Source organism: Xanthomonas citri pv. citri, from assembly GCF_000961215.1.
Taxonomy (GTDB): Bacteria; Pseudomonadota; Gammaproteobacteria; order Xanthomonadales; family Xanthomonadaceae; genus Xanthomonas; species Xanthomonas cissicola.
This window is the reverse complement of the sequence record NZ_CP008998.1, coordinates 3,644,349-3,658,821: the sequence shown is the minus strand read 5'-3', so window position 1 is coordinate 3,658,821 and position 14,473 is coordinate 3,644,349. Positions and strand designations below refer to the sequence as shown.

Here is a 14,473-nt window from a genome sequence, read left to right as displayed (position 1 = left end):
CGGGCGAGCAGCCAGCACGTACACTGCCGTCCCCTGATGCTGAGCTCGCCGCATGTCCGATCCGATCCGTCTCGATAAATGTGTAGCTGCCGCGTTCGGCTGCTCGCGTGGCGAGGCCCAGCACTACATCGAGGGCGGGTGGGTCAGCGTGGACGGCGTGGTGGTCGAAGAACCGCAGGCGCTGGCTACCGTGGCGCAGGTCACCCTGGCCGCAAATGCGGTGTTGGCGCCTGCCGAGCCCGCCACCTTGTTACTGCACAAGCCCGCAGGCATCTGCGCAGATGCCGCGCTGGCGCTGGCCACGCCGGCAACGCGCAGCGCACTGGACCAGTCCGACCTACGTGTGTTGAAGCGGCACTTCCTACGCTTGCAAGCGCCGCTGCCGCTGGAAGACGCCGCAAGCGGGCTGCTGATCCTGAGCCAGGATGGCCGCGTGCTGCGCCGGCTGAGCGCTGACGCCAGCGCGATCGAGCAGGAATTTCTGGTTGAAGTGCAGGGTGAGCTGCGTCCCTACGGAATGGCGCGGCTGGCGCATGGCTTGGTCTATCAGCAACGCAGTCTGTCGCCTTGCAAGGTGAGCTGGCAAAGCGAAGACCGCCTGCGGTTTGCGATCAAGCACGTGCAACCCGGCCAACTGCGCTACATGTGCGGCGAAGTAGGCCTGGAGGTCAGGAGCATTCGCCGCTTGCGCGTGGGCCGGGTGTCGCTGGGCAAGCTGGCGATCGGCGAATGGCGCTACCTGCCGGCAGGTGAGCGGTTCTGACTGGAGTACCGCGGCACACGGCTGCAGCCGCTGGAATCACGTAGCGCTTGTGTGCAAATGTGCTTAGCACGGCCAGCAGTGCATGCAGCGATTATTTCTTGTTGCGCTTTTTCTTGGCACGCGTGACCAGAAACAGCACAACGGCAATCACACCAATGACCAGGATGATGAAGGCCGGAGATAAAAACGAATTGTCGCCCATGCGGAACTCCTGACAGTCTTGCGCAGCACAGCGCTGCGATGAGGTTAGCCTAGCGAGCAGCCTGCTTGATCGCGTGAAATGCATGGTTTGCTGCAGAAGCAGGCGAATATTTCGGCCGCGTCGATGACGCAGAGTGCTGTTTTTCCAGCATCTACCTGAGTGACTCGGTAGCTGACGTTGCCCTTGCATCGATCCATGCAGCAAGGAACCAGCCACCTTGCACGTCGGGGAGCGTGCCTGTGCAGCGTGATTCGGGAAGGATGGCCCCGTGCATGAGCTGGCCGCCAAGCGAGCGCTTGCGGCGTGATGCGCGCACATGGGCATGCTGCGCTGATTGAGTGCCAGTGAGATGCGCGATCGCAACGTCTGTTGACTGCGGTCAATTGCAGGGCGAGGCAGGGCTTCCAGGCATCGAACCTGGCCGCAATTCTTGCCTGCTAAATGGCTGCACGAGCGAACGCACGGGCAGATCGGGGAGGAGGCGCGGCCATTCTCTCGCACCTTTACTCATCCGTGTCCCGGCAGGGGCGTGCTCTGCGCCCCGCGAGTTGAGCGGCCCAACAGGCCTCGCGTCCGGTGGCTGCAGTTTAAATGCGACATCGGTCGGGTAAATCGGGAGCGAGCCGACACGCTGTCGGGGCGTTCCCGACAGCCGTCGCGACGATCTGCGTATGAACACGGGCTTGCGCCCACAACTCCCCGCTCACCGCATCACTGAAAGGTGGAGCTGCAGTGGAGCCGGAACAATCGATCTGCACCGTATCGCCGCTGCCGCAAACCGCGCTGAAGTCAGAATGTTGCCTCAAATGCCCACGTTGGCGCGCGACATGGAACGGCCTGCGGCGTCGCGTTGGCCGGGCAGTACGCAGGCCACATCCAGATCGCGCGCGGAACGACGCACTTATGCGGTCTGGCCGGACTTCACCGTCACGCGGTCCTTGTCGTTGCTGATGGCGCGGTCGGCGCCGGAAACCAGTTGTCCATCGGTCGTCTTGGTGTCGCCCCGAATTGGCTGCGTTGCATCGTTCATGACCGTGGCGCAACCGCTCAGCGCAGCCATGGCAACGGCTGCGGTCACTGGATGTCTCGTGTTTTCCCCTGGCGTAAGACACGGCGTGGCCAGATGCGCGTTGCGGCGCGTCTGTGGTACCACCGTGTTGTGGTCAATCCCCGTCGCCGTCGCCGTCGCACCGCGCGACGGCTGGCATTCAACACCGGGATTGTGGGCGGCCGTCCAGTCGTGGCCGCTCGCGTTACGCGACCGGGCTTGCCAGCACGCGGTGCTTGGCCATCACGCTGCGGATCGCACTCAGCAGTTGCTCAGGGGTATACGGCTTTTCCAGGAAGGCAACGCCGTCGGGGAGGATCTCTTCCACGTATTCGACGGCCAGGCCGGAAGTCAGCAGCACCGGCAGGTTGTACGGCGCGTGTGCGGTCTTGAGCGCCAGGTCCACACCGGTCAGGCCGCCCGGGAAATGGATATCGGAAAACAGCACATCCACGCGCGGATCGCTTTCGATCAAGGTCAAGGCTTCCTCGACCGAGCCGGCGCTGCGGCAGGTGAAACCATAGCTCTCCAGCACAAGGCAGCTGAGCTGTCGGGTTCCGTCGCCGTCTTCGACAACGAAGACAACCGGCCGTTCCTTGTTCTGTGGCATGAGCTGGTCTCGTAAGGCAGGCCACATTCTCAGCGATGCGGCAGTGAACCCTCTGTCAACGCAAACCTCGCCGTATGGTTACCAGCCGAACGGGCCTGGACCATAGCCGCCGGGTGCATAACGCGGGCCAAAGATGGAGCCCTCACCACGTCCGACACTGATGCTGACGCCAATCTGGTGCGCCTTGCCGTCGTCGTCGTAATAGGTCTTGCAGGAATTCAAATTCACCGCCTGCCAGTTGCTGTTGCCGCCGCGGCTGGAATAGCCCAGGCCGGTTTCGACGGCACCATGCAGCTTGCCCTGGCATTGCTCGGCGCGCTCGGCAGCGATGGAGGCTGCACTTGGCCGGGCCAGTGCCGGCTTGGGGCCGCTCTTGTCGCCGTAGAAGGTGCCCGGCGGGTCGTTGCTGTATTCCGGGTCGGAGCGGAGCTGCACCGGGGCTTGCGGAAGGCTCAGGTCCAGCGAACGTGCGGTCGCCGTGTCGGGATTGCCGTCGCTGGCTTGGGCCGACGCACTTCCAGCGGCGGCGCTGCCGGCGGCAAACAGAGTGACCAGGACAAGCAGGCTGCGTTTCATCGGTTGGACTCTACGAAGAGGGGCTGGCAGCGCGTGCCAGCTCGCTGTGTGAAACTAGCAACGGCTGATTGAATGCGCGCTGTCGATCTTGCGGATTTTTGTGCCGTCTGCGGTGTTGTGTTGACACACGCTGCTGCATCAGCCCTGTTCGCGCACGATCTCGATCAATTGCGCGCCGTAGCGCGCCAGCTTGCCGCCGCCGATGCCGCCCACCCGCGAGAGCGCATCGATGCTGGTTGGCCGTTGTTCGGCGATGTTGCGCAAGGTGCTGTCATGGAAGATCACGAAGGCCGGCACGTTCTGTTCCTTGGCCAGATCCGCGCGCAAGCCGCGCAAGGCATTGAACAGCGCCAGATCCTGCGGCTGCACCGGCAGGCCGGTGCGCTGCGCGCTACGCTCGCGCCCGGCAGCCGGGTTTTCGCGGCGCATCATGACCTGGCGCTCGCCCTTGAGCACCTGGCGGCTGGCATCGGTGAGGCGTAGGCCGCCGTGACCTTCGCTATCGACTTCCAGCAGGCTGGCGGCCACCAGTTGGCGAAACACGCCGCGCCAGGTGCGTTCGTCCAGATCGCGGCCGATACCGTAGGTGCTGAGCTGGTCGTGCCCCAGCTGTTTGATACGCTCGTTTTCGCTACCGCGCAGGATGTCGATCAGATGACCCACGCCAAAGCGCTGCCCGCTGCGGTAGACGCAACTGAGCGCCTTCTGCGAGGCCACCGTGGCGTCCCAGGCGGCGGCCGGGGTCAGGCAGTTGTCGCAGTTGCCGCAGGGTTTGGGATAGGTCTCGCCGAAGCCGGCCAGCAGCACCTGGCGACGGCATTGCATCGATTCGCAATAGCCCAGCAGGTGGTCGAGCTTGGCGCGCTCCAGACGCTTGCGCTCTTCGGCCGCTTCGCCCTGCTCGATCATCTGCTTGAGCAGCACCACATCGCCCAGGCCGTAGCACAGCCAGGCCTCGGCGGGATCGCCGTCGCGGCCGGCGCGTCCGGTTTCCTGGTAGTAGCCCTCAAGCGATTTGGGCAGATCCACGTGCGCCACGAAGCGCACGTCCGGCTTGTCGATGCCCATGCCGAAAGCGATCGTGGCGGCCATGATGATGCCGTCCTCGCGCAGGAAGCGGCGCTGGTTTTCTGCGCGTACCTCTGCCGGCAGGCCGGCGTGATAGGGCAGTGCATTGAAGCCTTGCGCGCACAGTTGCTGCGCGGTTTCTTCCACCTTGCGCCGCGACATCGCATAGACGATGCCGGCCGAGCCACGATGACGGCCCAGGAATTCCTGCAGCTGTTTGCGCGCATTGTCCTTCTGCACCACCGTGTAGCGGATGTTGGGGCGGTCGAAGGAACTGACGAAGTGGCGCGCGTCTACCAGATCCAGGCGCTCTGCGATCTCGCGCTGGGTCGGCGGGTCGGCGGTGGCCGTCAACGCCATGCGCGGTACATGCGGCCAGCGCTCATGCAGTACGGTGAGCTGGCGGTATTCCGGGCGGAAATCGTGGCCCCATTGCGAGACGCAATGCGCTTCGTCGATGGCGAATAGCGCAATGCGGCTACGTTCCAGCAATGAAAGGAAGCGCTGGGTCAGCAGGCGCTCCGGCGCAACGTAGAGCAGATCCAGGTCGCCGGACAGCAGGGCGCGTTCCACGCGCTGGGCGTTTTCTGCATCCAGGGTGGAATTGAGGAACTCGGCGCGCACGCCGAGCTGGCGCAGGGCCTCGACCTGATCCTGCATCAGCGCGATCAGCGGCGAGACCACGATGCCGATGCCGTCGCGTAGCAGCGCCGGCACCTGGTAGCACAGCGATTTGCCGCCACCGGTGGGCATGAGGACCAGGGCATCGTTGCCGGCAGCGACGTGTTCGACAATGGCCTGCTGCGGGCCGCGGAAGTCGTCGTAGCCAAAGACGCGGCTGAGCAGTTCGTGGGCGGGGGAAGACATCCGCCTAGGATACCGTGCGGGTCAAGCCCTGGCCGGGGTGTTGCTGGGTGGAGTTGCGCGAAGCCGCATCAGGGATTGCCGTGATGTGGATGTTGGGTTGACCAGTGATGCGTGAGGAGTTGGGAGCAGTGAGTTGCACGAGGCTTCGCTGCGTACTCACCCAAACCCCCGCTCCGCGCCCCGGCACGCGCTTGCGGCGCGGGCGCGCCGAGGCACGCGCGCCAGTGGCGCGCAAGCCGTGCCTTCTCGCCCCCGGCGGGAGAGGGGCTCAAAGACTTTCGATATGCGTGGCCCGGCAAAGGAATGCTGAGTACTGCACAGCCCGTGCTCTATGCGCTCTATCGCAGTGAACATGACACCAAGAGCCCCCTGAGTTAGGGGGCGCGCCGAAGGCGCGGGGTGTGGCAGGCAATTGAGCAGGGGCCCAAGGTTTCGCAACTGCGAAACCTTGGGCAAACCCGAAGGGGCGAAGCCCAGAGGGTTTACTGCAACAGCGAGCGCAGCATCCAGGCGTACTTCTCGTGGGTCTGCAGGCGCTGGGTCAGCAGGTCCACAGTCGGGTCATCGCCGGCGTCGTCGGCGGTGCCCAGCACCTTGCGTGCGGTGCGGCAGACCGCTTCGTTGCCGCTGACCAGCTGGCGCACCATTTCACGCCAGTCGGCGCTGTCGCTCAGGCCCGGCTCTTCCGGGATCGAGGTGAGCGCGACGAATTCGCGGTACGAGCCCGGAGCGTTGTAGCCCAGGGCGCGGATGCGCTCGGCCACCTCGTCCAGCGCCGCCCACTGCTCGGTGTACTGGGTTTCGAACATGGTGTGCAGCGAGTTGAACATCGACCCGGTGACGTTCCAGTGGAAGTTGTGGGTCTTCAGATACAAGGTGAAGGCGTCAGCCATGTAGCGGGCCAGACCGTCGGAGATCTGCTTGCGATCGCTGTCCTTGATCCCGATATCGATATGCGGCGCCGATGCAGCAGCGACCGGCAGGGCGTCGCTGACGACGACGGGCTTGTTGGCGTTCTTTTTCTTGGACATGGGATGGTCCTTGCGGGGTTGATGTCTTAGGGAACTGATATGGCGTCACAATAGACAGGCTAAAGGATCAAACGTCATTCAATTTTTCACATTTTTCCATCAATGAGCGCTATCGACTCCACCCTTGCCGACACCTTGCGTGAGCGCCGCCGTGCCGTGGATGGCGCGATGAGCCGCGACCGTGGCCGCTTGCTGGGCCTATGGTCGCGCTGGCAGGGCAAGCCAGGCAACCCGCAGGTGCGCGATGCGTTCGAGCAGGCACTGGCGGCATCGCAGGCGCAACGCCAGGCACGGGCCGAGCAGCAGCCGGCCATCACGCTGGACGACCAGTTGCCGATTGCGCGCGAGGCCGAGCGCATCATCGCGCTGATCCGCGACCATCAGGTGGTGGTCATCGCCGGCGAAACAGGCTCGGGCAAGACCACCCAGCTGCCCAAGCTGTGCCTGGCGGCCGGACGCGGAGCCGCCGGAATGATCGGCTGCACCCAACCACGCCGGATCGCCGCGCGCGCGGTGGCCGCGCGCGTGGCCGACGAGCTGAAGACGCCGTTGGGCACCACGGTGGGCTTCCAGGTGCGCTTCACCGATCGCGTCAGCGATCAGTCGCGCATCAAGTTCATGACCGACGGCATCCTGCTGGCGGAAATCGCCAGCGACCGTTGGCTGTCGTCCTACGACACCATCATCGTGGACGAGGCGCACGAGCGCAGCCTCAATATCGATTTCCTGCTGGGCTATCTCAAGCAGTTGCTGCACAAGCGCTCCGATCTCAAGTTGATCGTCACCTCGGCCACCATCGACACCGAGCGCTTTGCGCAGCACTTCGACAACGCGCCGGTGATCAGCGTGGAAGGCCGCACCTTCCCGGTCGAGGTGCGTTATCGCCCGCTGGAAGGCGATACGGGCGACGGCGACGAGGGAGAACACGGCAGCGGCCGCGACGGCGAGCGCAGTGTCAACGATGCGATCGTGGCGGCCATCGATGAGATCACCCGCATCGACCCGCGCGGCGATGTGCTGATGTTCCTGCCGGGCGAGCGCGAGATTCGCGATGCGCACCAGTCGCTGGAACGGCGCAAATACCGCGAAACCGAAGTGGTGCCGCTGTATGCGCGGCTGTCGGCAGCCGATCAGGACCACGTGTTCAACCCGGGCCCGCGCCGGCGCTTGGTACTGGCCACCAACGTGGCCGAAACGTCGCTGACGGTGCCGCGCATCCGGTATGTGGTGGACCCGGGGCTTGCCCGCGTCAAGCGCTACAGCCCGCGCCAGAAGCTGGACCGCCTGCATATCGAGCCGATCTCGCAGGCCAGCGCCAACCAGCGCATGGGCCGTTGCGGGCGTATTGCCGAGGGCATCTGCTACCGGCTGTATGCCGAAGCGGACTTTGCCGCGCGTCCGGCATTCACCGATCCGGAAATCCGACGTTCCTCGTTGTCCGGGGTGATCTTGCGCATGCTGCAGCTGGGGCTGGGCAGGATCGAAGACTTCCCGTTTCTGGAAGCACCCGACGAACGTGCGGTGGCCGATGGTTGGCAACAGCTACTGGAGCTGGGCGCCATCGATACGCAGCGGCGTCTGACCGCGACCGGCCGCCAGATGGCGCGCCTGCCGGTGGACGTCAAGCTGGCGCGCATGCTGGTGGCCGCGCAGCAACATGGGTGCTTGCGCGAGATGATCATCATCGCCGCATTCCTGGGCATCCAGGATCCGCGCGAGCGCCCGCCGGAGGCGCGCGAAGCGGCCGATAACGCGCATGCGCTGTTTGCCGATGCGCGCTCTGAATTCGTCGGCATCCTGCGCTTGTGGGATGCGTACCGGCAGGTGCATGAAGATCTTACCCAGTCCAAGCTGCGCGACTGGTGCAACCGGCATTTCCTCGGTTTCTTGCGCATGCGCGAGTGGCGCGAGCTGCATCGGCAGCTGCGGTTGCTGTGCGAAGAACTGGGCTGGAGCGAAGAGCCGGCCAACGCGATGCTGGCGCCACTGCTGGCCGGTGCCAGTGCGCCCGCCCGCGAAGACGGCCACAACGCCAACCGACCCACGCGTGGCCAGCTGCACCGTGCCGCGCGACTGGCGCGCGAAGGCAAGCCCGATCCCAACGCAGCGCCTGCGACACCCGCGCCGGCTGCGGTGAACCAGCCGGCCGAAGCTGCCGAAGCATCGGCCCGTAGCAGCGAACGCGAACGTGCGGCGGCCTATCAGGCGCTGCACCGCGCACTGTTGGCGGGGCTGCCGACCCAGATCGGCCACCGCACGGAAAAGGGCGACTATCTGGCCGCGCGGCAACGCCGGTTCGTGCCGTTCCCGGGTTCGGCGCTGGCGCGCAAACCGCCGCCGTGGATTCTGGCCGCCACGTTGCTGGACACGCAGAAAGTGTGGGGCATGACCAATGCCGCGATCGAGCCGGACTGGGCCATTGCCGAGCTGCCGCATCTGCTGGCGCGCAAGCATTTCGATGCGCACTGGTCGCGTGCGCAGGGGCAGGTGGTTGCTTCGGAACAGATCAGCCTGTTCGGGCTGGTGCTGGCGCCGAAAAAGCCCGTGCATTTCGGCAAGATCGACCCGGCCGCAGCGCATGACCTGTTCGTGCGCCAAGGCCTGGTGACGGGTGAAATCAATACGCGGGCCGCATTCGTGGCCGATAACCTCAAAGTGCTCGAGCAGGCACGCGAAGAAGAGGCCAAGTTGCGTCGCGCCGGTATCGTTGCCGACGAAGGCTGGCAGGCGCGCTGGTATCTGGATCGCATTCCTGCCGAGCTGCATTCGGCCAGCGGCTTGGATGCGTGGTGGAAGACCTTGCCGCCGGACAAACGCCGCAGCCTGCATTGGTCGTTGAACGATCTGCTGCCGGGCGAAGGCAGCGAAGCCGATCGCTTTCCGAAGTATTTCCCGCTTGGCGATGCGCGCCTGCCGTTGCATTACCGTTTCGAGCCGGGTGCCGTCGACGACGGCGTGACCCTGGATGTGCCATTGCACTTGCTCAATGCGCTGGATCCTTCGCGCCTGTCGTGGCTGGCGCCGGGATTCGTTGCCGACAAGGCGTCTGCGTTGATTCGTAGCCTGCCCAAGGCGCAACGCCGCAACTACGTGCCGGCACCGGATTTCGGGCGCGCGTTCTACGAGGCCTACAGTGTGGCCTCGGCCGACGATATTCGTGGCGAGCTGGCGCGCTTTCTGACCAAGGCCACCGGGACGCAGGTCACCGCGCTGGATTTCGATGAGCAGGCGTTAGACACGCATCTGCTGATGAACCTGCGCCTGCGCGACGACGACGGCAAGGTGTTGGCCGAGTCGCGCGATCTGGACGGGCTGCGCGCGCGCTTTGGCGAGCGTGCTGGCCAGGCATTCGCCGCGCGGGCCGGACGCGCGCTGGCCGTCGAGGGCCTGCGTGATTTTCCGAGCGCGCCGATTCCCGAGCAGGTGGCAGGCGAAGCCGGCGTCCCGGCGTACCCGGCGCTGGTGGATCAGGGCGACAACGCGGCGCTGCGCATCTTCGCCGACCGCAACGAAGCGGCGCGGGCGCATCCGCGCGGCGTGCGGCGCTTGCTGGAAATCGCATTGGCCGACAAGATCAAACAGGCACGCAAGCAACTGCCGGTGTCGCCCAAGACCGGGCTGCTGTATGCGGCGATCGAATCACAGGAACGCTTGCGTGGCGATCTGGTCGATGCGGCGCTCAACGCCGTGCTGGCCGATGGCCTGGGCGCCATTCGCGACCCCGGCGCATTTGCGCAGCGCCGAGACGATGCGAGCAAGCGACTGTTCGGCGAAGCGATGGAGCGCTTGAAGCTGGCCGAAAGCATCCTGAGCGCCGTGGCCGAACTCAAGCCACTGTTGGAAGCACCGTTGATGGGCTGGGCACGCGGCAATCTGGATGACATGGAGCAGCAACTGCGCGCGCTGGTGCATGCAGGCTTCCTGCGCGACACCCCGGCCGACGCATTGGCCAATTATCCGCGCTACCTCAGGGCGATGATCCTGCGCACCGAACGCGCAAAGCGCGATCCTGCGCGCGACCAGGCGCGCATGCTCGAGCTCAAACCGTTCGTGGATGCAGTGGAAGAGGCCGCCGCGCGCGGTTTGCAAAACCGCCAAGAGTGGCAGGCGCTGCGTTGGGATCTGGAAGAGCTGCGCGTGTCGGTATTTGCGCAGGAGCTGGGTGCAAAATCCGGCGTTTCGGCGAAGAAACTGTCGCAACGGGTGGCTGCATTGCGCAGCTGAGGCCTGATGCAAGGCTGCGCATCCGACACGGGCCGCGCGCATCTCACAACCCGCGCGGCGTCCGTCTTAGAAGCTGAGAGCTGCTAACAGACGTAGCGAGCAGGCGCCAGGCGGGCGGGACGGCGCACAGGAACCGGCATGTGTAAGTGGTAGATGCCGATTCTGGGCACCGGCCGCGCCCACCCGGCGGTGAGCGCAGTCGTGTTGCTGGCTACGCTAGAACTTCAGGTGCAGGCTGGCCATGTAGCGGCGTCCGCTCTTGTAGCGACCGGCCAGGTGGTCCTTGTCACCCAGATACTGCAGGTATTGCTCGTCCAGCAGGTTCTGCGCATCGACCTGCAGCGACCAGTTCGGGCTGAAGGCATAGCCGACGCTGGCGCCGAGTTCGGCGTAATCGTCCACGCTTGCCGGTGCCGCACCGGCCACATAACCGCCGGCCAGGTAGCTGTCGCGCCAGTTGTAGGTCAGCCGCGCATTAAGCGGGCCTTTTTCGTAGTAGGGGCTGAAGGCGAGGCTGTTGCGCGATTGGTAGGGCAGGGCATCGCCGGTGTTGTTTTCGCCAGCGGCATAGGTGTAGTTGGCGGTCAGGCCGAAGCCGCTGTCGCCGAACGGTTGCTGGAAGGAGATGTTGAAGCCCTTGACCTTGCCATCGCCGGCATTGCGCGGCCGTTGAATGCTGTAGTCGCAATAGCCATCGGCCGTGCAGCCGTTGCTGCCCACCAACTGCGCCCAGCTTTGCGGTGCGGTATCGCGCAATGCGTTGTACTGGCGCTCCACGCTGGCGCTGGTGTCGATGTAGTTGTCGATCTTCTTGTAGAACACCGACCACGCCCCCACCGCTTGCTGCGCAAAATAATATTCGGCAGAGAGATTGAAGTTCCAGGATTCGTACGGAGACAGGTCTGCATTGCCGCCGCTGCCGGTCAACGTGGTGTCGTTGAGGAAGGTGTTATTGACCATCTGGTTGTACGGTGCCCAGGCGATGACCTTGGCCGCAGCGAAGCGGAATACCCAGTCGTCGCTGGTGTCGTACGACAGCGTCAGCGAAGGCAGCAGAAAGTCTTCCTTGCGGGTGCGGGTCTGCCACAGGCTGCCGGCGTCGGCGAGGGAGGGCGTGCCGCTGTAGACGAAGCCGCTGCCTTCGGTCTTGGAATCCACGTAGCGCACGCCAAGATTGCCGCGCAGACCGCCACTGGAAAAATTCAGCTGCGCATAGGCTGCGTTGTTGGTCTGCTCCAGCGCCCAGCTGTTGTTGAGGTAGCTGGCCGGATCCGGTGCGCTGTAATCGACTGGGCTGTTGCGGATCCAGTTAAGCACGTTGTTGCGACCTGCCTGTATGTGCCGGCCGTGATCGGGATAGAACCCCTGCAGATCGGTGAGCCCGATCGTGCCCACATCGGCCAGGGTGCCGGGGGTGACGCCGCCATAGACATTGAGCTCGAAGCGCTCGTCGTGCTTGCCGTGGCGCACGCCCAGCAACAATTGATTGAACACGCTGTCGAACTGCAGATTCAAATCCAGCTGGCCATACGTGTCCTTGCTTTCGGTAGAGAAGATGCCGTTGTTGCCGAACCAGCCGCCGGCCGAACCCCAATTGGCCGGGTTACGTGCCGCTACCGAATCGTCGAAACGGATGCCGCGGCGGGTGTCCCAGCTGAAGCCGCCGTTGTAGAACGGCTCGATGAAGTATTGCGAGAGATCTTTGTTCTCGGACTTGCTCTGGCCCACCTGTCCGTTCAAGCCCCAACCCTCGCCGCGGAAGGCGCCGCGCAGGTCCAGTCCTTTGGTCGTCACCTCCGATTCGCGCACGTTGTTGTCGTAGATCACCGTACCGCCGCGCGGGATGGCATTGGCGCTGGAGTGGCCACTGGTGACCACACCGTTACGGACGCCGCCAAGTTGGTCCACCGCCGCCACCGTGCCGGCATTCCAGGTCAAAAAGCTGTACATCGACTGGTTGTAGTTGTCGAAGTTCTCGTTGATGTACAGGCCGCTCAGATTGAACTCCAGCGCTTCACTGGGCTTGAGTTGCAGGTTGACCACGGCGCTGTCGCGCTCGCGATCCTGCTGGAACCAGGCAGCGTTGATCGAGTTGGGCACATCCGCATCGGCAGGCACGCCGCCTGCGGCATTGGCGAAAGTGCTGGCCGGTACGTAGCCGAAGACCTCCATGCCGCGGCGGTCCACGCGTTCTTCGTAATGCTGCGCCGAGACCGCAATGCCGAAGGTCTCGGCTGCGTTCTTCCAGCTGTAGAGCAGTGCCGCGTTGGGTTTGCCCTGGCCGGCCTGGTCGCTGTAGCTGTAGCCGATGGATGCAGCCACTTCATTGACTTTCAGATCCAGTGGCTGCCGCGTATGCATCAGCACCGTGCCACCGAGGCTGCCTTCGGTCAGGCGCGCTTCGGAGGATTTGAGGATTTCCGCACGGCCCAGGATCTGCGGGGCCAGCAGGGTGTAATCGAAACCGCGGCTGGGTTGTTCGCCGTAGAGCCAGATCGCCTGCGCGACCGGATGCCCGTCCAGAAACGACAGATTGAGGCTGGGGTCGGTGCCGTCGATACTCACGCGCTCGCCTTGCCCGAAGCGTCTGTCCAACGTCACGCCGGGAATCTGCGAGAGCGCTTCGGCCACGTTGGTGCTCGGGAATTTGCCGATGTCTTCGGCGGTGATCGCCTCGGAGATGCCGGTGTTGTTGCGTTTGGTATCGAGCGATTTTTCCAGGCTGGCGCGGATGCCGACCACCTGGACGGCATCCAGGTCGGTGGCTTGCGTACCAGCGCTGTCCTGGGCTTGCGCAGCGAATGCCAGCGATAGTGCAATGGCGCTGGACAGCAGGGTGGTGCTGTATTTCATGATGTCTCTCCTCATCACGCACAGGGATGGACGGCGGGCTGCCGCTCGCCGGATGCGGGGTCTTGCAGACGCGCGCTCGGGATAGAACGCGTGGTATCGCTTACGACAGGTCGGTGTGGTGCTGCAGATACCAGTTGGCCGCGCCGAGCACGCCCAGTTGCCCGTGCTCGACCAATTTGACCGGAATGCGTTCGAGCACAGCGCGCATGTTTCCCTTGTCCAGGAAGCGCTCGGCAAAGGCGCTGCCAGCCAGGAACTGGCCGATCGTCGGCAGGAAGCCCCCGGCCAGATAGATGCCCCCGGCAGCGCCGTAGGCCAGCGCCATGTCGCCGACCGCGCTCCCCAGCAGGCCGCAAAAAATCTCCAGGCACTCGCGCGCAAGCGCATCGTCTTCGTGCAGCGCTGCGTGCGTCACGGCGGCGGGCAGACGATGACGCGGCGTTGCGCCATGCAGCTCGCACACCGCATCGTAGAGATGCCGTAATCCCGGGCCGGAGAGCACGTGCTCGAGCGGCAAATAGTGCCGGTCACGTAACAGGCATTGCAGCACGGCGTACTCGCGCGGATGGGTGCTGGCCAGCGCGACCTGGCCGGCTTCGGTGGCCAGCACGATCGCGCGTGGCTTGGCATCGATCCATAGTGCTGCACCCAGACCGGTCCCGGGGCCGACCACCAGAATCGGCCCGTTGGCACGCGCATGGCGCGGTGTCGGCCCGCTCAGCTGCAGCACGGCGCGTTGTTCCATCTGCGGCGCTGCGTAGGCCACCGCCTCGAAATCGTTGACCAGGTGCACGTTGCGCACTGCCAGTGCAGCACCGATGCGGCTGGGTGAAATCGTCCATGGCAGGTTGTTGCTGATGAAGCTGCCATCGTCCAGCGCCACGCCGGCACTGGCGATGACCACCGCATCGACGCCGCGCCGCTGTTGCAGGAAATCCTCGAGGATGGCCTGGAGACTGGCGTACTCGGCGCAGCGATAGGTGCGGTAATGCGAAAGCTCGATGGCTGCATCGCGCGCCTGCAGCATGTGCCCGACACGCACATGCGTGCCGCCGACATCGGCAGCGATGAAGCTGATGGCAACGGGGACATCGGGCGAGGCAGAGGCGTAAGCGGAACGCGAAGTCGCAGCCACATTCAGTCCTTTGGTCCGTCTGACCGGCCGATGCCGTCAGCGAGTAGGGGCCTGTTTAGGAGTTGGTGACAACGATGTCAATGGATCAGCCGGGTT

General features: G+C 64.6%; 9 protein-coding genes and 1 other RNA gene. 2 read left to right on the top strand and 8 right to left on the bottom strand.

Features of this window, described 5'->3' with window-relative positions:
• Positions 1–52: 52 nt before the first annotated feature.
• Entirely contained in the window at positions 53–763 is a 711-nt protein-coding gene (locus tag AMD14_RS16265) for an rRNA pseudouridine synthase (protein ID WP_011052054.1), read from the top strand.
• 1,103 nt (positions 764–1,866) lie between these two features.
• Here AMD14_RS16265 and AMD14_RS25095 read toward each other — a convergent pair.
• The 5 genes from AMD14_RS25095 to AMD14_RS16240 all read right to left on the bottom strand — a co-directional run bounded on the left by AMD14_RS25095 (position 1,867) and on the right by AMD14_RS16240 (position 6,165).
• A complete protein-coding gene (locus AMD14_RS25095) occupies positions 1,867–2,025 on the bottom strand; it encodes a hypothetical protein (RefSeq protein ID WP_162829063.1) in 159 nt (52 codons plus the stop codon).
• Positions 2,026–2,218: 193 nt separating this feature from the next.
• A complete protein-coding gene (locus AMD14_RS16255) occupies positions 2,219–2,623 on the bottom strand; it encodes a response regulator (protein WP_003482540.1) in 405 nt (134 codons plus the stop codon).
• A 78-nt stretch (positions 2,624–2,701) separates the two neighbouring features.
• Positions 2,702–3,199, bottom strand: coding sequence for a hypothetical protein (locus AMD14_RS16250; RefSeq protein WP_005913671.1), 498 nt, complete (start codon positions 3,197–3,199; stop codon positions 2,702–2,704).
• A 138-nt stretch (positions 3,200–3,337) separates the two neighbouring features.
• Positions 3,338–5,134, bottom strand: a complete 1,797-nt coding sequence (gene recQ / locus AMD14_RS16245; RefSeq protein WP_011052052.1) for a DNA helicase RecQ — start codon at positions 5,132–5,134, stop codon at positions 3,338–3,340.
• A 482-nt stretch (positions 5,135–5,616) separates the two neighbouring features.
• Complete coding sequence (locus AMD14_RS16240) at positions 5,617–6,165, bottom strand: Dps family protein (protein ID WP_003482535.1); 549 nt, start codon at positions 6,163–6,165, stop codon at positions 5,617–5,619.
• A gap of 102 nt (positions 6,166–6,267) precedes the next feature.
• Between AMD14_RS16240 and hrpA the strand changes: the two genes are divergently transcribed.
• Positions 6,268–10,389 carry an ATP-dependent RNA helicase HrpA gene (gene hrpA / locus AMD14_RS16235; RefSeq protein WP_015463491.1) on the top strand — a complete coding sequence of 1,374 codons (4,122 nt, stop codon included), beginning with the start codon at positions 6,268–6,270 and terminating at the stop codon, positions 10,387–10,389.
• 81 nt (positions 10,390–10,470) lie between these two features.
• On the opposite strand, the gene AMD14_RS23775 is transcribed toward hrpA, so the two are convergent.
• The 3 genes from AMD14_RS23775 to AMD14_RS16225 form a co-directional block, all read right to left on the bottom strand.
• Positions 10,471–10,544, bottom strand: a non-coding RNA gene (locus AMD14_RS23775) — sX9 sRNA.
• Between the two features lie 61 nt (positions 10,545–10,605).
• Positions 10,606–13,242 carry a TonB-dependent receptor gene (locus tag AMD14_RS16230; protein WP_011052050.1) on the bottom strand — a complete coding sequence of 879 codons (2,637 nt, stop codon included), beginning with the start codon at positions 13,240–13,242 and terminating at the stop codon, positions 10,606–10,608.
• Positions 13,243–13,342: 100 nt separating this feature from the next.
• On the bottom strand, positions 13,343–14,377 hold the full coding sequence (locus tag AMD14_RS16225) for a glucokinase family protein (RefSeq protein WP_011052049.1): 1,035 nt from the start codon (positions 14,375–14,377) through the stop codon (positions 13,343–13,345).
• Positions 14,378–14,473: the final 96 nt, after the last annotated feature.